Origin of the sequence: Streptococcus xiaochunlingii, assembly GCF_006385805.1 — a bacterium.
Lineage (GTDB): Bacteria > Bacillota > Bacilli > Lactobacillales > Streptococcaceae > Streptococcus > Streptococcus xiaochunlingii.
On the sequence record NZ_VFSG01000001.1, the window covers coordinates 1,339,227 to 1,358,863 of the forward strand.

At 40.6% G+C, this 19,637-nt stretch carries 12 protein-coding genes and 1 pseudogene; all 13 read right to left on the reverse strand.

What is annotated here, in order from left to right; translation table 11 throughout:
* Positions 1–124: 124 nt before the first annotated feature.
* Positions 125–3,194: pseudogene (locus tag FJR71_RS06725) on the reverse strand (pneumococcal-type histidine triad protein); the annotation flags it as partial.
* 9 nt (positions 3,195–3,203) lie between these two features.
* Positions 3,204–4,139, reverse strand: a complete 936-nt coding sequence (locus FJR71_RS06730) for a metal ABC transporter solute-binding protein, Zn/Mn family (RefSeq protein ID WP_048689092.1) — start codon at positions 4,137–4,139, stop codon at positions 3,204–3,206.
* 381 nt (positions 4,140–4,520) lie between these two features.
* Complete coding sequence (locus FJR71_RS06735) at positions 4,521–7,697, reverse strand: GBS Bsp-like repeat-containing protein (RefSeq protein WP_140814379.1); 3,177 nt, start codon at positions 7,695–7,697, stop codon at positions 4,521–4,523.
* A 144-nt stretch (positions 7,698–7,841) separates the two neighbouring features.
* Entirely contained in the window at positions 7,842–8,894 is a 1,053-nt protein-coding gene (locus FJR71_RS06740; protein WP_140814380.1) for a glycosyltransferase, read from the reverse strand.
* Between the two features lie 26 nt (positions 8,895–8,920).
* Complete coding sequence (gene glf / locus FJR71_RS06745; protein WP_048690202.1) at positions 8,921–10,024, reverse strand: UDP-galactopyranose mutase; 1,104 nt, start codon at positions 10,022–10,024, stop codon at positions 8,921–8,923.
* Between the two features lie 9 nt (positions 10,025–10,033).
* A complete protein-coding gene (locus FJR71_RS06750) occupies positions 10,034–11,446 on the reverse strand; it encodes a flippase (protein WP_061564477.1) in 1,413 nt (470 codons plus the stop codon).
* A 47-nt stretch (positions 11,447–11,493) separates the two neighbouring features.
* The gene (locus FJR71_RS06755) at positions 11,494–12,669 is read right to left on the reverse strand and encodes a polymerase (RefSeq protein ID WP_172605106.1); all 1,176 of its coding nucleotides are present in this window, start codon (positions 12,667–12,669) and stop codon (positions 11,494–11,496) included.
* A gap of 401 nt (positions 12,670–13,070) precedes the next feature.
* Positions 13,071–13,847, reverse strand: a complete 777-nt coding sequence (locus tag FJR71_RS09985; protein WP_061564478.1) for a hypothetical protein — start codon at positions 13,845–13,847, stop codon at positions 13,071–13,073.
* A gap of 34 nt (positions 13,848–13,881) precedes the next feature.
* Positions 13,882–14,850 carry a glycosyltransferase family 2 protein gene (locus FJR71_RS06760; RefSeq protein ID WP_140814381.1) on the reverse strand — a complete coding sequence of 323 codons (969 nt, stop codon included), beginning with the start codon at positions 14,848–14,850 and terminating at the stop codon, positions 13,882–13,884.
* Positions 14,851–14,883: 33 nt separating this feature from the next.
* A complete protein-coding gene (locus FJR71_RS06765) occupies positions 14,884–15,882 on the reverse strand; it encodes a Stealth CR1 domain-containing protein (protein WP_061564480.1) in 999 nt (332 codons plus the stop codon).
* Positions 15,883–15,894: 12 nt separating this feature from the next.
* Positions 15,895–17,040, reverse strand: coding sequence for a glycosyltransferase family 4 protein (locus FJR71_RS06770; RefSeq protein ID WP_061564481.1), 1,146 nt, complete (start codon positions 17,038–17,040; stop codon positions 15,895–15,897).
* Positions 17,041–17,042: 2 nt separating this feature from the next.
* Positions 17,043–18,215, reverse strand: a complete 1,173-nt coding sequence (gene cps2T / locus FJR71_RS06775) for a beta 1-4 rhamnosyltransferase Cps2T (protein WP_140814382.1) — start codon at positions 18,213–18,215, stop codon at positions 17,043–17,045.
* A 37-nt stretch (positions 18,216–18,252) separates the two neighbouring features.
* A complete protein-coding gene (locus tag FJR71_RS06780; RefSeq protein WP_048690217.1) occupies positions 18,253–19,626 on the reverse strand; it encodes a sugar transferase in 1,374 nt (457 codons plus the stop codon).
* Positions 19,627–19,637: the final 11 nt, after the last annotated feature.

The window sequence follows — 19,637 nt, forward strand, 5'->3', positions numbered from 1 at the left end:
TCACTTGCGACTGGGCTGACTTCTGTGTTTTCTGACTCTGGAGATGGAGTCTGAGCAGGATCTGAAGCTTCTTCCTTATTCAGGTTAGGATCACTCGTGGCAGGACTTTGAGGGGCTGGGGTTGCTTTGTCTGCTTCCGCCACTGCTGTCGATGGCGCCGCTAGCAAATCATCTCGAAGGGCTTGAATCGCCTGTAGCAAGGCTTTCTTGTCGCTCTTCGGATCAGCTAGTTGATCAAAGAGGGCTTCCAAGCGTTCAAACTGAGCATCACTGGCTCCTTTTTCGACCAATTGTTGGTGGAGAGCGATCAACTGGTTATAAATCTCTTGATAGAGGGCTACGTCTCCAAGTTGAGGTTCTTCTGTTTTCTTTTGCTTTTGTTGTTCAATCGTTTCACCAACTTCACGCAAAAGAGTTTTCCCAGTTGTCAAAGCCGTGTCAGCATCTGGCTCTTGGCGCACCTGTTCCAAACGTTCTTCAAAGGCAGGACGTTTGCTTTCTTCTACTTGTGGCAAAAGAGAGGTGATTTGTTCTACAAGTACTGTCAAGAGACTAGAGCGTTGACGAGACTCTGTCTTTTCATCCAGGTCACCATAGACCCCCTTGAGGAAGTCGTAAACAGCTAGATTATAGGATGGAGCATCTGCTCCCTTTTGATCCAGAACTGTTTTTTCAATTGGATAGGTTGGAGCATTTTCCTGAGACACTAGTTGGTCAATGGCTTGCTTGGCTTGGTAGAGTTCCATGAAATGGGCTTTTGAGTCCCAAGCTTCTTCAAAGGCCTGAGCCCGGTAAAGCTTCAAAGCAAGGTCCGCTGCTGTCGCCCGCAATTCTGGTGTCAAGCGCGCATCGCTTAAACTTTGGTAGAAATACTTGAGGTAGTCCACCGAAGTCACACCGGTCCGATCTTGCATCTCCTGAATGGCCTGCAACAATTTTCCTTCTTGCTCCAATCGTTGGCTATCCTTGGCCGTATAGGCTTCCTGCAACTGAGAAACGAGGCTTTCTTTCTTGAGTTGGAAGGCTTCGGTATCTAACAAGCGAACTTGTTCAAGCAATTCTTGGTAGCGACGGTCCAAGGCTGTTTCTTCTTTCGGTTTGACTTCCTGGGTCGCATGGATATATTCCTTGTCAACTTGCTCAAGACTGGCCAAATAGCCTGCTGTTGAATTGCTTGGGAAGTTTTTAACAGTTTCTAAGAATTGACCCAAGTTCAACTCAATCCGTCTTTGTTGCAGAGGGTCTGAAGCGTACAAAGTCCGACTTTCTGCTAGGAGTTGGTTGACCTTGTCCTCTACAGCTTTCTGATCCAAGTCACCTTTCTGGTAAGCTGCTTGGATGGTCGGCAGACGGTGAGCCAAGTAGTCCGCCAAGCCTGCTGAGCGCACCTTGATATAGTGGTTATGGTCCCCATGCGGGATGACAAACTGACCATTCTCGATTTGCATCGTATAAGGGGAAATACCAGAGCGAAGCGCTGTTGCATAAAGCTCGTTGATAAAGTCTAGCTCAGGATTTCCTGTTTCAAGTGGAATCCGGACATGTTCCTTCCGAACTGCATAAGGATGGATATGGGTTGGATCGTATTCTTGGTCTGGATTGTTAAAGACAAAGAAACCATTGGAAATCTTGATAGCTTCCCGAGGGACGCCGTAGGTCTGGCTAATGTATTGGATTTTTTCTTCATCCGAAGCATCGCGCGAATAGGTCGCCACATCATCTGTCAGTGGCTGCCCCTTGTCCTCTTCCTTCTTACCAGCTAATACTGCCTCTGCAGCTGCGATTTCTTGAGGTGAGAGATCCTTCTTGTAGAAGTAATGGGCATGGTCCCCGTGAGCGACCATATAGCCCTCGTCATCCTTGCTGATGACCTGATCTGCATGGAAACCATGATCATGTTCGCCTTCATGATGATGATCATGATCGGCTTCATGTTCCTCATGGTCATGCTTGTGATGAGGATCCTCCTTCTCGTGGTCCTGGTCATGATCAACTGGTTTTGTGTCTGGGCTTGAAGGTTGAGTTGGCTTTTCTTCTGTCGCTACAGTCCCAGTTTGAGACCTGAGGACTTGATACTGGCGTGCCAATTCCCGCTCTAAAGGCGAAAGCACACTATAAGGGATAAAATGGAAGTGATCCCCATGCGGATACACCACTCCTTGCTCTGTCCATTTGGTGATTTTGCTTGGATCAAAGACAGAACCATCCGACTCAACATGGCGCTCTGAAAGCGGGGTATGCTGCAACTCTTTCTGTAGGCTTTCCAGACTTCGCCCTTCTGTCGTCACTGTTGGATGGGGAAGAGGAGTGGAGAGCGCTGGAGTGACAGGTGCTGGAATCGGTTGATTCGGATTAACCGGTGCAGTCAACTGGATAGAAGGAGGCAATACAGGTTTTACCTCATTTTTCCCTCCTCTACCATTTAAGATAGATAAGGCAGCAGCTAATTCTCCAGCTGATAAGGCGCTCTTCGGAATAAAGTGGTAATGGCCACCATGAGGAACGATAAAGCCATCCCCGGTATCAGAAATCACATCCCCAGGATGGAAGACATAGCCATCATCTGTCCGGTAGCCACCTTGACTTGGCTTGGCACCTGCTGTTAGACTTGCTACTGTTTTCCCTTCTCGTAGGGCCTGACTTGGCTGACTAAAATCACGAGTTTGCCCAGCATTTTGGACGCTATCTTTCGAACCTGAAACCAGCTCTCCTTTTTTCTGTTTGGCAATTTCCTCCACCGAACGGACATTCAGCGTATGTTGCGGATCGGTTAGATAAAGGTAGTAGGTCCCATCCTTCTTGATAATATAGCCATCTCGTACCTGTGTGACAATGTCTGATTGTTTCAGTTGGTAAGTGGGGTCCCGTAAAATCAACTCCTCACTAAATATCGCATCGTAAGGGACCTTGCCATTGTAGTAATGGAAATGATCTCCATGGGAAGTCACAAAGCCCTCGTCAGTAATCTTAACCACAATCTGCTCTGCCTGGGTCTTTTCCTTCGAGTTGACGGATTCAATGCTCTCTTCCTGTTTGTTTGATTTGCTAGCTGACTTTTTCTTGTCTCCTTGTAAATACTGCACCTGATTCTGACTCTTTTTGTCTTCCTTGACTGGTGCTTGCTGACTTAAGGCATAGGCACATAAACCCAGACCTAATGTTGCTACTAATCCAATTGTTCCTTTTTTCTTCATTCTTTCTACTTACTCCTGTAATTCTTTCGCTAGACTAGCCATATTTTCTTCTAGGTTCTCCAAGAAATCTTTGTTATTTTCTGGATCTGCTTCGAGAGGATCCAAAACCTTCACTTTTGCTCCTGTCGCCTTGGCAATGCTATCGGCCACCTTGGACGAGGTATGCTTCTCAACAAAGATGGTTTGAACTTGATAGTCCTTGACAAACTGCTGAATCTCAGCCAATTGACGGGCTGTTGGTTCCTGCTCAGGCGAGATCCCTGCGATTCCTAATTGTTTCAAGCCAAAGCGCTTGGCTAGATAAGAGAAGGCTGTATGCTGGGTTACGAAGGTCTTTTGTGTCGCTTTTTCAAAGAGAGGCTGGTATTTAGCCACCAAAGCCTCACAGCGTTTTTCAAGCTTTTGGGCATTGGCCTCATAATAACTTCTATTTTCTGGATCGATGTCTCCCAACTCTTTGGCGATGATCTTCCCTTCTTCGGCAATTTTCAGTGGATCCATCCAGGTATGAGGGTCATACAAGTGTTTAGCATCCTTCCCTTCCGTATCCTCGATGTCTTCTAAGCCAGCGACCTTATCCAATTCCATTCCTTTGCTGGCTTCGATGACCCGCAGTTTCGAGTCTTGCAAGCTAGGATCTAGACGTCCAGCCCAAGATTCGAGTGTTTGAGAATGGTAGACGAAGACATCCGCATCATATATCTGGGCTGTCTCCTTGGCCGAAGGTTCGTAATCATGAATCCCAGCGCCAGACTGAACCATCCAGACCTCGTTGCGATCGCCTGAAATTTCCTTAACTAGAGAATAGACAGGATAAAAACTCGTCACAATTTTGAGACCCTTTTTAGTTGAGCCAGCTCCCGAACTTCTCTGGCTTCCACAAGCTACTAGCAACAAGAGACAGATGAATCCAATTCCTAAGGCTCTTAGTTTCCTCCCCAACATGTATAAATCCTTTCTTTTTCTTAATTGGTTTATTAAACAGTTAATTAACTAGTTAATGATAACGCTAATTTTTTAGTTTGTCAAGGATTTTTTGTATTTTTTATCACACAAAAAAGAGGCCCCTAGGTGCCTCTTCTATACTCTCGATTAGTTAGACAAGATTAATCAAGCCTTGCGCTTATTTTTTCTTCTTTTTAAGGAGATAAGCTCCGCCGCTTGTAGTACAAAGGCTAATACCAAGCTAATCAAGGAGATGGGGATACCAGTACTTAGCACTCTTGTCAAGTCCGCAAAGAATACAAAAAACCAGCCCTCTTTCAGAGCTGGTTATCTTTCTATTATAGAAAAGTACTTAGGCAAAAATGCCGAGATACTTGCTTGTTATCTATAACGTGGTGTAGCAAAGCCTCGGATATTCCCGTGTCCGATACGGTAAACATTGCGTTTTACGGTTCCAACATAACCGGAATTTCCTTCAATTGTATGAATCAGTCCATTTTCAACGTATTCAACAATTCCAATATGATCCGCAAATCCATTATTCGGTTGAGAGTCTTGGTCCCAGTTAAAGGTAATGATATCACCTGACTTCGGTGTAGAAGCCCCATTCTCATTCCAAATACCTAGATGTTTAAAGATTTGGATATGGCGTTCCACCCCACACTCACGACCAATCAAATGACTAAGCCCTTCGCGTTGGAAGACAGTTGTGACAAACACATCGCACCAATCATCTGTATTTTTCACAGGATAACCTACTGGCAACGGATGAACACTATTGTAATCTCTGACCAATTTAAGGTGCTCTGGAGATCCAGTCTCAACGCCAATCAAGCTTGATGCCGCCTTTAGAACTCGACCTAACTGACCATCTGCATCTTTTGCAGAAATATGCTTCAGATAGAGCTGATTTCTAGTTACAAAGTTCCGGTTCTCTACCTGCACCGTCGTGCCACCAACACCAACCTGACTACCATCACCCTGGATATAGTACAAATGGACATGGTAAGTACCTGTCGAAAACTTATGGTCAGAAGCCTTCACGCTTACCTTGTAAGTCCCATCGGATTGACGAGTCGCTTCATACCAAGTCAAATCATCCTGACCATTTACCTCAGACCAAGTTGGTACTTGAACAGTACGTACACCTTTAGGACTATAGACATTACTGATAATGACATCGAAAGTGCCATTATCCTTGTTATTATTTTGGATCGTAATCGTAGCAGTCGGAGTTGATTTCTGAACTTCTACAACAGTCTCTGTAACATAACGGCGCTTGTTTTCTTGATCAATATAATGAACGTGAACTTGGTACTGTCCAACTGAGTTCTTGTGGTCACTTGCCTTGATCGTTGCTCGATAGGAACCATCAGCTTGACGAGTGGCCTTATGCCAGATTAAATCATCCTGACCTCCTGCTACACTCCATGATGGAATTAAAACTTCTTTCAAGCCAGTCGGTGATACTACATTACGAACTACTGCATCAAAGGTGCCTGTACTTGAGTTGTTGTTCTCAATCGAAAGCATCCCTTGCGGCTTAGATTGACGAACTTCTACAACAGTCTCTGTAACATAACGGCGCTTATTTTCTTGATCAATATAATGAACGTGAACTTGGTACTGTCCAACTGAGTTCTTGTGGTCACTTGCCTTGATCGTTGCTCGATAGGAACCATCAGCTTGACGAGTGGCCTTATGCCAGATTAAATCATCCTGACCTCCTGCTACACTCCATGATGGAATTAAAACTTCTTTCAAGCCAGTCGGTGATACTACATTACGAACTACTGCATCAAAGGTGCCTGTACTTGAGTTGTTGTTCTCAATCGAAAGCATCCCTTGCGGCTTAGATTGACGAACTTCTACAACAGTCTCTGTAACATAACGGCGCTTATTTTCTTGATCAATATAATGAACGTGAACTTGGTACTGTCCAACTGAGTTCTTGTGGTCACTTGCCTTGATCGTTGCTCGATAGGAACCATCAGCTTGACGAGTGGCCTTATGCCAGATTAAATCATCCTGACCTCCTGCTACACTCCATGATGGAATTAAAACTTCTTTCAAGCCAGTCGGTGATACTACATTACGAACTACTGCATCAAAGGTGCCTGTACTTGAGTTGTTGTTCTCAATCGTTACGGTGCCACTTGGTTTTAAATCCTCTGGTCGTTTTCCAATAAAAACATTTGTCACGGTTCCACCAACACCCGTCATCTGTCCATTGTTCTGAACATAGTAAAGGTGGATATTGTAAAGACCGGTTGAGTTTTTATGGTCCGACGCTTTTACATTGACGGTATAGGTCCCATTTGCTTGACGGTTGGCTGTATACCAAACAAGATCATCTTGACCACCTATTTCTGACCAGATTGGTACAGACACTGTTCGAACTCCATTTGGCGCCTTAACATTTGAGACTACAACATTAAAGCGACCCGCCATTGTATCATTATTGACAATGCTGATCTTACCGCTTAAGGTACCTTCTGTCGGATCAGCTGCAGGTTTTGCATTCGCTGTAAAGCGACCGGTATAGTCTACACTGTGGTCAAAGAAGTGCTTTCCTGGAAGCAATTCCGCCTGAGAAGTGAACTGCCATGCGCCAGCTTTTCCATTGTAACGCAAACTTTTCGCATCATTTACAGATAGTTTCGGAGAAGGATATTGGGCAACCCAGAAATTCTGAAGACCAAAGTGAGCAGTGTTGACAGGACCTTTCTTGCGAAGGTTGTTTTCATCCAACCAGCTGGCACTAGTGTAGAACATCAAGTTGGTGTAGCCATTTTTACGCATTTCATCCACCCAAGCTTGAGTATTGCGGTTGATATTTGACTGCATCTTAGCATCTTCAAAGTCATTGACCATAAGAGTATTCTTTGGAAGATTCAAACGTTGTGCTGCCGCAATATAGAATCGTGCTTCTGCACGCGCCGCTTCTTCAGAAGTATAGCGAGAGAAGTGGTAGGTCGATACTTGCAGACCCGCAGCTTGTGCATTGCGAATTTGGTTCTCCGCATTCGGGTTCTTGTACCAAGTGTCTTCTGTCAATTTGACAACGACACCGCCTACGCCCTTATTAGCTAAGGTACGGTAGTCGCCAATACTAATCTCTCCGTTGTGGCTACTCACATCAACGAATGATTTTGGCTGAACTGCCACATCCGTAGAGCGACTAGCTGGAGCGTTTGAACCCGTATTGAAAAAAGTGGTGCTTCCTGCATCAGACTGAAGAGGAGTTTCTTCTGTCTTCTCAGTAGGCGCTACTTCTGTAGATTTTTCTACAGATGGTGTACTACTTTCCGAAACAGTAGTAGTACTCGTAGAAGCCACAGACTGTTCGGTCACATTTGCTGGTGCAACGTAGTTGCTTACGATAGGTGCTGCGGTCTTTTCAGAAACGGCTACTTCTGGTGCTTTTTCAGTTTGCACTTGCTTGCCTTCAGTAATAGCAGTTTCTTTGGAAACCAGCTCATCTGCACTTACTCCTTGAGTAGATGCAGCCATCAATATTGCTGCTCCCGCATAAAAAATAAGATCTTTCTTTTTCATTTAACCTTCTCTTGTATATAAATTTTATACTTTTACCATTTTACCATACGGCATCATTGATGAAAAGTTCTATGATGGCTTTTTTAAAATTAGTTTTATTTTTTTGGAGAATATAAAAGAAGTTCAAACGAACTTCTTTTACTCTCATTTTAAATGGGTTAAGGCTATCTTTAGGTAGTGACCATCTCGAATTTCCTCGCCAACACGCTTAGCATTGTCCACCAAGTCTTGGTAATCAGTATCTGAAAGATTGTCGATTGTATCCTTCAAATCATGGAGAGACTCTACTGCAATCCCACAGCCATTCTCTAAGACAAAATGTGAGAGGGCAGATTGTTTCCAAACAACCAGAGGAAAACCTGCTGCTAGGTAAAGAGAAGCTTTATGAGAATTGTTAAAACGCAGATAGTTGCCGTAAGTACCCTGACATGTTTCCGAACTATCCCCATCCCACACTAAGCCAAAACTACCTTCTAGAGCTGCCGGTAGATCATCAGGCATAAAGGCACCAAAGTAAGTGATGTTATTCAAAGCACGACTTTCATCGTACCCAACCCCATAGAGATTATAGGCATGATTCTCTGGCAAACTATATAGATAGCCTGATTTTGTTGGGTTTAAATTCCCAGCAACAATGATTGCTTGTTCTTTTTGAGGAAGAGACTTTTCTTGAAAATTTGGAATCAAATAATCAAAAATCTCTAAACTAACCATTTTATCAACTGGAAATCCTTGATTAGCTAAAACGCCCTTCATGATGTCATTATGAACAATAATCCCATCCACAGACATCATAGCTTTCTTCTCTTGGAAATAGTTTCTCAATTTATGTCTCAATTTCACTTCAGAGCCTGCTGCATGGCGCAAGGTTTCAATATCGTGAATCAAGAGATAGAATTTCGCTCCCCTTTTTTGTGCCTGCTTGATGAGCTGTGCAATCAAAAATGTATGATGGATAATTGGAAACTGAATGACCAATTCATCCCCTAAACCTAGTTGATCAAACACAGATTTAGTTGCACTATATTTGTGTTGTTGGGCCTTAAAGAAATTCATCTGATACCAGTTGTTAACCTTAATCTCTAATCCCTTATACCCTTCTGAAATCAGAATGGCTTCCACGTCATTTCGCGCCTTACTTCCTGCATTCTTTTCATGTTGATTATGCAGAAATGAATCTTTCAGATAATATCTCACTTTTCTCCCCTTCACTAGACCTATCTCTATATGCTTCCAAGTTCTTTCTCAACGACTTCCAAAGCACGCTCAATGACCACGTGCATGTCGTAGTATTTATAGTCTGCTAGGCGGCCACAGAAGATAACCTTGTCATTTTTAGCAGCTTCTTCTTGGTACTTGGCAAACATGGCGTTGTTCTTTTCATCATTGATTGGGTAGTAGGGCTCATCTCCACGTTTCCAGTCAGCTGGATATTCACGGGTGATGACTGTCTTCGGTTGGGTTCCATATTCGAAATGCTTGTGCTCGATAATCCGAGTATAAGGAATTTCACGCTCGGTATAGTTGACCACGGCATTGCCTTGATAGTTTTCCTCATCCAAGATTTCGTGTTCAAATCGCAGGCTGCGGTATTCCAACTCCCCATGTTTGTAGTCAAAGTACTGGTCAATCATCCCTGTAAAGACTACTTTTTCCGCTGATGCTTCCAGCTCTTCACGATTGGCAAAGAAGTCAACCCCAAGCTCTACTTCTACATCGCCCAGCATGTTTTCAATGATGACGTTGTATCCACCGATTGGAATCCCTTGGCAACGATCATTAAAGTAGTTATTATCAAAGGTCAAACGAACTGGGAGGCGTTTGATGATAAATGGTGGAAGGTCTGTTGCAGAGCGTCCCCATTGTTTTTCTGTATAGCCCTTGATCAACTTTTCATAGATATCTGGACCAATTAACTTGATGGCTTGTTCTTCCAAGTTTTTCGGTTCAACATCTTTCATGTCAGCCGTTTGCTCGGCAATCTTATCCTTGACTTCTTGAGGAGTCTTAGTGCCCCACATAGCGTAGAAGGTATTCATGTTGAAAGGAAGGTTGTAAAGACTGCCCTTGTAGTTAGCCACCGGTGAGTTGATATAGTTGTTAAACTCAGCGAACTGGTTGACATAGTCCCACACCTTTTTGTTGGACGTATGGAAAATATGGGCACCATACTTGTGAACATTGATCCCTTCAACTTCTTCACAGTAGATATTCCCACCGACGTGATCGCGCTTGTCAATCACTTTTACTTTTTTACCACGTTTTGTAGCTTCGTGTGCAAAGATTGCGCCAGACAAACCAGCTCCGACGATAAGATAATCGTACATAATCTCTCCTTATTTTTTTATGATACTTTTTAGTTCTTGAAAATCCAAGATTCTTAAGATTAAAACCAAGCCTCCGTAGACTAGGAAGCCAAGTACAGAACATATCAATACATTTACAACAGATGAGAAGTTGATAAAAGTTTTTATAAAATACAAAGCACCATACATCAGGAATGCTGCTAGGAGTATTTTTAGCATGGATGGAAGAATCTTGACTTCTTTTAGATAGTCACTTGTAAAGTATAGTTGGATAAGCCAGACTAAACCTTCTGTTACAACAGAAACGATTGAAGCTCCAATATAGCCTAAAGGCGGTATCAAGATGAGATTTAAGCCTACACTAAAAATAGCTGGAATGGTTGTTGATAGCATAAATTCACGATTTCGATTATGAGGTATCAAAATCTGGATTCCCATAATATTAGTCCATCCGATAAAAAACATCCGAAAGACCATGATGGCAATCGCATAACGAGCATCTTGGAAATCTTGTCCCAAGAAAAATTGAACAAAGTCGTTGTTGACAATCAAAATCCCTGCAATCATTGGAAAAATAACAAGGTTATAAACCAAGAAAGACATTTCATGTAATTTGTTAACTGCTTTTTTATTTCCAGATGAAAGAAGATTAGAAACTCGTGGAAGCATGACACTTCCCAGTGAAGTTACCAAAGTCAACAAAATATTTATCAGTTTAAGAGCTTGATCGTAAATCCCTACATCCTTAGTAGAAGACAAGGCTCCTAGCATAGTACGATCTAGCGTGATATAAAGTGAAATTGCTATTTGAGGTAAAAACAAGAGGACTACCGGTTTGATATGTTGCTTGGCATAGACCAAATCCAGATGAGGTTTGCGAATGTTTTCACGAGCAGGAAGCCACATACTCAGTTGACCCAATAAATCATAGACAACTATAAGAGTTATATACAAATATAAATCAGATGGTTTCTTTACAAAAAGAAAGATTGAAACAACCCCTAGAAGTTTGACCATGGTGTTTCGAGCGGTAATCTTTTTGAAGTCTTCAAGTCCTTGAAAGAGCCAAGAAATATCTAAACCACGAGATAACAAACCAAAGCCTAAAATATAAGCAATTGGATTGTTCATGGAAGGAACCAAGAGACATACTATGATATAGAGACTAATTGCTAAGCAAGTAGCCAGTACCTGCAAACTATAGATCCCCCAGAAGGTCTTAGCTACTTCCTTACGGTTCCCCGAAATTTCCTTGGTCCCATAGTTGGCCACACCCAGCGTTGCTAGCAAGATAAAATAAGTCACAATGGAATTATAGTAGCCATAAGTTCCTAAAGCATCCGACGAGAAGACCCGAGTGATGTAGGGGGTTGTAATGACTGGTAGGACGATGACTAAGAGTTGGTAGGATAGATTGTAGAGGTAGTTTTTAAGCACTTTCATAAATATAGAAAACTTTGCCTTCCTGTTAAATTATCGTTTAATCTTCTTTATTCAATTTCATTATCTGAATTCATGATAAATAAACGACTGATAAATAAGATCAATGGAGAATATCGAAGAACTAACATTTGAGGGTCAAACATGCCATGGATAATCATTACTCCTAAACAGGCAAGTACGATATCTTTTCGAATGGTTACAAAATATTTCATAACTTTAGTAAGAGTCAACAACATGAAGGCACTTACGATTAAGCCATCAATAACCAACAACTGCACAAACGAGCTATCTATGAAATTATAATTACTAGTAAAATTCCCGAAAATATCTAAGAGTGTGAACTTAATATGTTGTCCTAACCAAGATACTCCAAAATTGCGGAAGCCCTCTACACTTAACCGTAGCCGATTATGTGTAAATTGATCTACAAAATGGAATAAATTCCCAGATGAATAAAAACAGAAATATAAGGTAATGATTAAAGCCAAAATAAAACCATATTTTGCTATTGTTTTCATCCAGAAGTGTCCAATAATAAAGTCTTTTTTTATGATTTTCAGACTAAACAACGCATATGTAAGTATTAAAATACTTAAGTAAAATGGACTAGTTGTCGAAGTTTGTTGGTACATATAAATCGTGGCAAAAAGCAAGGAAAGTAATTCCATGTAAGAAATTTTTTTCCCACGAAACATCAGATAACTACACAATGCAAAAAATAATCTTTGTGAAGCAAACGAAACATAATTAAACCCTAGACTAAAACGATAGCCACCATCTGCCCTCATGAACATATTCGAAATCACGCCCATGTTGCTAGCAAAAATCGTCAAAACAAGGACTAGAAATGTGGCAAAAGAGAAAGTTCCTAATAACTTTCTGAAATCTATATCTCTAGCAGAAAAAACAAGTAAAAGAACATTTAAATCAAGTAACCCCTCTCGATTTTTTGCAACTATAAACATAGAAATAATGAACAATACTGCTATTAACAGTTGTTCCCAATGAAATCTAAAGTGATACAAGCTTCTTGGAAGATTCACCAACTCTTTTATCAGAATCATAGCAATTGTGAAATAGAGGACGATCCTGTACAATGATAAGGAGCCCTCTAATCTAATAAAATAAGTAGTTGTGACTAATGACGTGACAACAACCCATATAAATAAGGTGATTAAATAAATTTTTTCTGATATAGTACGATTGTTCATCACAATAGTCATCCAACCCTTTCAATCATATAATTAAAAATATTTAAAACTTTACAACTCTCTTTTATCAAATATCAAAGAATTGAACTTACCCTTTTGATTAAAATCTGTATTTTTTTAGAAAAATCACCGTACGATGCATTCTATAATTAAGTGAGAATCTAACGAAAAGATTGATAAAAGGAGTATTTTTTTGTCAAAATAACCATCTCTTTGTTTACACACAATTCTTCAAAATATTGCCGTTTCAAAAGAAGAGGTGTTTTTTTGAACTGAAATATTTTGAATATTACTCATTAGAATAAGAGATTTATTTGATCAACAAATTGTTCATCATGAATGCCCCATATTGACATCAGCTGGTTAACTTTCTCTAATTTTTCCAGTTGATATTTCATTCGATTAGGATTATACTATCCCATAGCAGAAGAGCCCCCTGCCCGAAATATAGACATATTAACAAGTTTGTGAGAATACGATTTTATTGAGACATTCGTATACAGTTCGATTGAAACGAACATCTTCTCCCAATTCATAGGTTTCAAAAACAATTTGATGTGTTTACGATAATAAAAGTATAGAAAAATTCCTGTTGCTGCTAGTATAGAACCTGCATTCAAACGTGCATCACAAAAATGAGTAACAAATCCTGCTAAGGCTAAACCCGAAAAAGTTCTTTGAAAGATAAACTTGTTTCTATAAAGATAGGAAATAACCATATAGATATAAAAACAATGAGAGGCAAAGTCTGTAGGATAAATAAAACCAAAAGAATTCCGAACCACGATACCAGTAGATCTGTATTGAACAAATTGTAAATTAGGAATAATATCAATAGCAGAAAGAAAAACAATCAACAGAACAAAGAATAAACCTAATCCTGCATATAATTTAAGAACACTCTCATATTCGACCTTGTAAAGAACAATAATTAGAAAAATAAACATCGAAGCATTCAGGGTTCCAGTCTTAAAGTAAATCATACATCCTACCAGAAACAAGAGAGGCGCAAAGATGAGAAAAGTCAAAGAGTACTCTTTAAAATAAAGAAAACGAACTCCTAAAAAGGGAATAACATTAGGGATACGAGGCAAGAGAGATGCTAACATCGAAGTGTTAAGCATGTCCATAGATACAACTAATATTAGAACCACTGCCACTAACAGTTTATCGCGTTCTATCTTTGACATTTTTTTCCTTTTCTAATCTCAAGCATCTCATATTTTACTGAAACTTTTTTAATTTTTTAAAACGATAATACAAACCCGGAGTCAAAGATAACATCATGTAAATTGCCTTGTTTTTCAGGCTAATCCGCTTATTTTTCATAACTCTACCTAGGTATGGATGAATTTTTCTTTGAATTCGAGTTATTTCCTCTTTAGAAGAATCAGTTATTAAAATGAAAATGTGAAGACTACCAATGAATAAACGAGCGATGACAGCATCGTCAAGGTTTATATTATCAGAATAGTCCTTCTTGACAACATCCTCCAAATGATTCATAGAATGATAAAAATCGTAGTGCTTACTGTTAAAGTTTGATAGAGTAATACTATTTGGTCTACGATAATAATGGTAGATACCTAAATCAATAATGCAAACTGATTCCACTTCTTTCAAGTAGTCACTAATTACATATAAATCTTCGTAGATTTTCCCTTTTGGATAAGGATATTTTTCTACAATATCTTTGGGAAAGAGTTTAGCCCAGGCAGAGACTGTAGCCATTTTACCATATAGCATTTCTATTAATGTTTCTTCAGAAGAAAGAAGGATAGCTTTCGATAATATTTCCTCATTTAATTGATAATTTTGGTAGGATTCATGATCGTAAGTATCATTGCCTTTCCCTGCGACAATACGAGCGCCTGTTTGTTTCTGAAGTTCCATCAAAAGCTCAAGGGCACAAGGTTCGAAATAGTCATCTGGATCTAGGAAAACGATCCACTCTCCTTTGGCTTTGGCTACACCATAGTTTCTAGCATCTGACAGACCACCATTTTCTTTATGATATGCCGATACCCAGTCATACTCACTTGCATATTGATCGCATAGTTTCCCAGAATCATCCGTGGAACCATCATCAACTAAGATAAGTTCAAAATCTTTATAGGTTTGATTGACCAAGCTTTCCATAGCATAGCGAAGATAGGCCTCCACATTGTAAATGGGTACAATTACCGAAATCATATTTTCTTTTCTTTCTCTTACTCAGTTAGATATTTAAATCTCAAATGAACTTTTTTCTGGGAAAAGTTGATTCATGGCTTTTATAAAGTCCACCATTACTTTCTCTTCGTCCTGAACATTGAAACCATCATTGATACACATAATTTTATATTTTCCAGAATTCAATAGTTTCCAAAAATCAGAATCCGCATTATCTAGAGAGAACAAACCTCCCAAGTCAGGATCTGCGACTTCATATTCTCCACTTGCAATCTGCCAGTATTTAAAAAGCCAAACGTTTGTATCAGATGGATTTCTAAACCGACTAGCCGATGTTTTCTCCAAGATGGCAGTTTCTTTCTCCCATACCAACTCCATGGTCGACTTTAAGAGGGGATGAGTCAAATGATTTTCCCAAAAACCACATATAAATTTACTATTTCTATAGAGTAGGCTCTTAACGATATTTTTTAAGCCTTGCTTGAAAGATAAAAATTTGCCATTTTTAAGAATCTCGTCCCTACTAAAATAACTGGTTACAATTTCCATATCGTTTACTTGGAAATGCCCCGTACCGTAACGTTCTGGGACAATCGGTGATAAGGCTGTATTATACTTTGGCAAACCGTCTTCTGAGAAGAAATCCGTTGGTTCAACTGGAGCTGTTAGATAAACATCATCATTAAAAAACACAAAATGTTCAGAGAGTCCAGGAATTCGATGGATATTGCTCTCGATAGGATTCGCAGAAAAAACAGGTAGATATTCCTTACGGATGATATCTGAATGATCGACTAAAACCAATTTTTCGCTAGTAATATTCAACCAAGACGGTTTTTGTTGGTCAGTAACGAGATAGACCTTATTGACCCAAGGAGCAAACTTTTCTACCCCTCTAAACCAGTATTTAAAGGTTCCCCAATCACGATAAGCCTTGATCGAATTCATACTTTTTTTTGAAGTATCTATTGACTTAGAGTATTCAGCCTTTTTAGCTTGCCAAACAGGATCCCCACCGTCTACCCAAATAACAACAAAATCTATTTTATTCATAATCTTAATTTTCTATATCTTATACAAATCTGAGAAATTCTTGATATAACTCTCCAACGAAAATAACTCTTTTTGGCGTTTGACAGATGCTTCACCAAATTGTTTTCTCTTCTCAGTATTGTCATCTAATTCTTGAATAGCCTTAGACAATTCTCCAGGCTGATTCGGTGTAGCAAGAAGACCGTTTTCGCCTTCCTTGACCATCTCACAGACACCACCATGACGGTAACCGACTACTGGTTTGCCACAAGCCATGGCTTCTAGCACGACTGTTGGTAATGGATCTGGATTGGTACTTGGCAAGACAAAGATATCAAACATATTATAGAGTTCTGTCGTCTTGCTATAATAGCCAATTCGTTTGATTTGCCCAGCTACTGGTGAGTCTGAAATAGCTTTTTCCAGCTCATCCACGCGCCACTCTTCCCCCTCAAATGCACTACCTGCTAAAAAGGCTACTGATTTGGGATTGGCTTGTAAGATTGGAGTAACAGCTTCCAGGAAGTCCCCTTGCCCTTTCCAGGCATTCACTCGACCAACCATTCCGATGACCAAAGCATCCTGCACGATCCCAAATTGGTCACGGACAGCACTGGCATCCATCATCTGATAGACAGCATTGTCAACACCATTATAGATGACTTGAACTTGATCATCTTTTACAAAACGAGACTGCTTGACGTGGTTGGCTACAGCATTTGAAACTGTCACAATCGTATCGGCATAGCGCCCCATCAAAAAGTTGATAAAGTCTGAAATGGCTTTTGGTTTGACGATAATTTCATGCACATGCCAAATCAAAGGAAGTTTCAACTTCCGCTTGAGGTAAATTCCTTCAAGAACCGCTGTGGTGTTGTTGTGAACAAGGGTAATCCCATTCTCCTTGGCATATTGAGCAATTTGTTTGGAGTAACGGTTATAAGAGCCAAAGTACTCAAGGATTCCTTTTGGATTAAAATATTTTCGGCGTAATATTGGGTAATCAATGACTTTAACCTTAGCACCGACCTCTTCTAAAGCACCCACTAAGACACCGTCATTAGGTAAGATGACATGAGCTTCAAAAGCATCTTTATCCAATCCTTTAATGAGCTCCATCAACACTTTATCAGCACCGTACATTTCGGCACCAGCATGGAGATATAATATTTTCTGCATTTCTAACCTTTAAATACTTTCTCGTAGTCTGTGACAATCTTTTCCCAAGTAAAGGCTTCCGCAATCCGTTGACTTGATTTTTGATTGAGATCTTCGATTGCTTGAGCGTCCAATTGTTCAGTCTGATCAATAACACTTGCCAATTGTTCTTTCTTCCAATAGAGTGCACCGTCTTCACCGACTTCACGGTTAAAGCCAACATCTAACAAGAGGTTGAGTTTAGTAGACTCAAGAGCCTCAAGAAGGGATGGATTAGTACCACCTACCTCATGACCATGGAAGTAAGCGAAGGCGTTCTCACGAATGTATTTGAGCAATTCTTGATCATAGACCGTCCCAACAAACTTCACTCGAGAATCTTGATCAAATCCTGTATCCTTACGCAACTGTTCATAGAACTTGTTTTGTTCTACATTGGTAATCAGAACAAAATCTTTTTGGGAGTTTGACTGCATAAAGCCACGAATCATGGCTTCATAGTTGTTTTCCGGTACAAAACGCCCCACGACAAGATAGTAGTTTCCTTCGGAGACTTGCTTATCTGCAAACCACGTCCGTACCTTCTCGTCCTCTTTGTTCAGGATAGACTTGCTTGTATCCGTTCCATAAGCGATATAGGTCGTCTGTGTCTGATACTTAGTGTAAGCCTTTTGAATATAAGCCTCGATATTCTTGCTATCGCAGATCAAAAGATCGGCGTTTTTAACCATGAGTTGTTCAGAAAACTTCCAGTATTTACGGACTGGAAGACTCCATTTCGCACGAAGCCATTCATGTCCATCCGGATTGACCATCAGAGTCCCTCCGATCGCCTTGATTTTCTTCTTGATACCAGCGATAAAAGGGCCGATCCGACATGCCAAAACATAGAAGATAGGGGCTTGATCCTTGTTTTCTTTTGCGATTTCAATAGCTTTATTGAGAGCTGCAATATCATAAGCAATAGCACGTGCAGGACCGATATTAGGGACATCAATGTTGTAGCAAATTGCGCCGTTATGTTCAAAAGTATCTGCAGTAATCCCTGATTTTGCAGAATTCTCCCGCATACATGCCACATAGTACTGAATCTCTCGATCTTGTTGGCACTCTGTCAGCTTTTCGACAAAAGTTTCAAAACCACCATATTTCGCTGGAATTCCCTTAGAACCAACGATATAAACTGACTGTTTCATTTTTCTCCTTACATGGAAAGGACGAAGCAGGAATTTCCTACTTCGCTCCATCTCGTTTAAATACAACTTTGATCGTTTTCAGCAAGATTTTAATATCTGACCAGATGGTCCAGTCATCGATATAGGACACATCTAAGCGAACCACTTCATCAAAGTCTGTAATTTCGCTACGTCCACTCACTTGCCAAAGCCCTGTAATTCCAGGTTTGAAACTCAAACGACGTTTTTGTTCTGGAGTATACTTCTCATACTCATCCACTGTTGGAGGACGGGTTCCAACTAGGCTCATATCACCTTTTAGGACATTAAAGAATTGTGGCAGCTCATCCAGACTGGTCTTGCGGATAAAGCGACCAATCGGCGTAATCCGAGGATCATTATCCATCTTGAACATACCACCGGTCATGGTGTTTTGATCCATCAATTCTTTTTTCCGTTCTTCTGCATCGACATACATGGAACGGAACTTATAAAACTTGAAATAGCGGCCATTTTTCCCGACCCGCTTTTGGGCGAAAATAGCCGGTCCTCCATCCTTGCGAATCAAGGGCACCAATACAATCGCCACCAAGCCGCATAGGAGCAAGCCCACCAAAGAACCACATATATCAATTACACGTTTCGCGGTCACATGGCTAGGTTTGTAGAAGTTGGTCGAGAAGGTGACAACATTGAGGCCAGCTACTTCGCGAATTCGTTTGTTGCCGGCAAAGTTTAAATCAAAAGCATTGAGGTTGACGGTAACGTCGATCCCCATGGTCTCAAATTGTGAAACATACTCCCCAATTTCATACTCTTCACTTGGAAGATTGAGAAATACTTCATCTACCACTTCATAGGTCGCATAGGCCAACAGGTCTTCCTTTGGAACAACCTGAACAAAGGGGTGTTGAAAGTCTGGCCGGTCTAATACAGTGACCGCAACCACTTCCCCTCCGCTATCATTGGACGAAAGAAGTCGATCCAGGACTTTATCCAGACGAGAATTCGCTGTAATCAAGAGAATCTTGTGACTTCCTTTGAGACTGTAATAGAAGCGACGCCAATACCGTTTAATGAAGTAATTCATTAAATAAAGGACAAGAGTCAGAAGAAACAGAAAATAAATCATCCCCCGGCGGGAGAGGGAGAACTTCTCCTCCAAAAAGAAGCTCGAAAAACTGATGGCTAACGCGAAGCACAAGCTGTATTTCAAAGTTTGTAAGAATTCAACTAGATGCCCACGTTTGAAGTAATCTTGGTTGTAATCACTGACGTAGAAGGCTACGAAATGCAATAAATACAGATAGAAAATTGTATTAGAGTGGATTTCTGTCTCTGTCACAAAACTAAACAAATAAGCCACAACTAAGACTGGTAAGCTTTGGACAAAGGCCAAAGCAAATTTGTGAAATCCCCTTCCTTCTGTCATAATATCCCGAT

Excerpts from the sequence above, each read along its gene's own strand:
- FJR71_RS06780 (WP_048690217.1), bottom strand. The coding sequence starts at position 19,626 with ATGACAGAAGGAAGGGGATTTCACAAATTTGCTTTGGCCTTTGTCCAA.
- FJR71_RS06760 (WP_140814381.1), bottom strand. The coding sequence starts at position 14,850 with ATGATTTCGGTAATTGTACCCATTTACAATGTGGAGGCCTATCTTCGC.
- FJR71_RS06735 (WP_140814379.1), bottom strand. The coding sequence starts at position 7,697 with ATGAAAAAGAAAGATCTTATTTTTTATGCGGGAGCAGCAATATTGATG.
- FJR71_RS09985 (WP_061564478.1), bottom strand. The coding sequence starts at position 13,847 with ATGTCAAAGATAGAACGCGATAAACTGTTAGTGGCAGTGGTTCTAATA.
- cps2T (WP_140814382.1), bottom strand. The coding sequence starts at position 18,215 with ATGAAACAGTCAGTTTATATCGTTGGTTCTAAGGGAATTCCAGCGAAA.
- FJR71_RS06730 (WP_048689092.1), bottom strand. The coding sequence starts at position 4,139 with ATGTTGGGGAGGAAACTAAGAGCCTTAGGAATTGGATTCATCTGTCTC.
- glf (WP_048690202.1), bottom strand. The coding sequence starts at position 10,024 with ATGTACGATTATCTTATCGTCGGAGCTGGTTTGTCTGGCGCAATCTTT.
- FJR71_RS06770 (WP_061564481.1), bottom strand. The coding sequence starts at position 17,040 with ATGCAGAAAATATTATATCTCCATGCTGGTGCCGAAATGTACGGTGCT.
- FJR71_RS06765 (WP_061564480.1), bottom strand. The coding sequence starts at position 15,882 with ATGAATAAAATAGATTTTGTTGTTATTTGGGTAGACGGTGGGGATCCT.
- FJR71_RS06755 (WP_172605106.1), bottom strand. The coding sequence starts at position 12,669 with ATGACTATTGTGATGAACAATCGTACTATATCAGAAAAAATTTATTTA.
- FJR71_RS06750 (WP_061564477.1), bottom strand. The coding sequence starts at position 11,446 with ATGAAAGTGCTTAAAAACTACCTCTACAATCTATCCTACCAACTCTTA.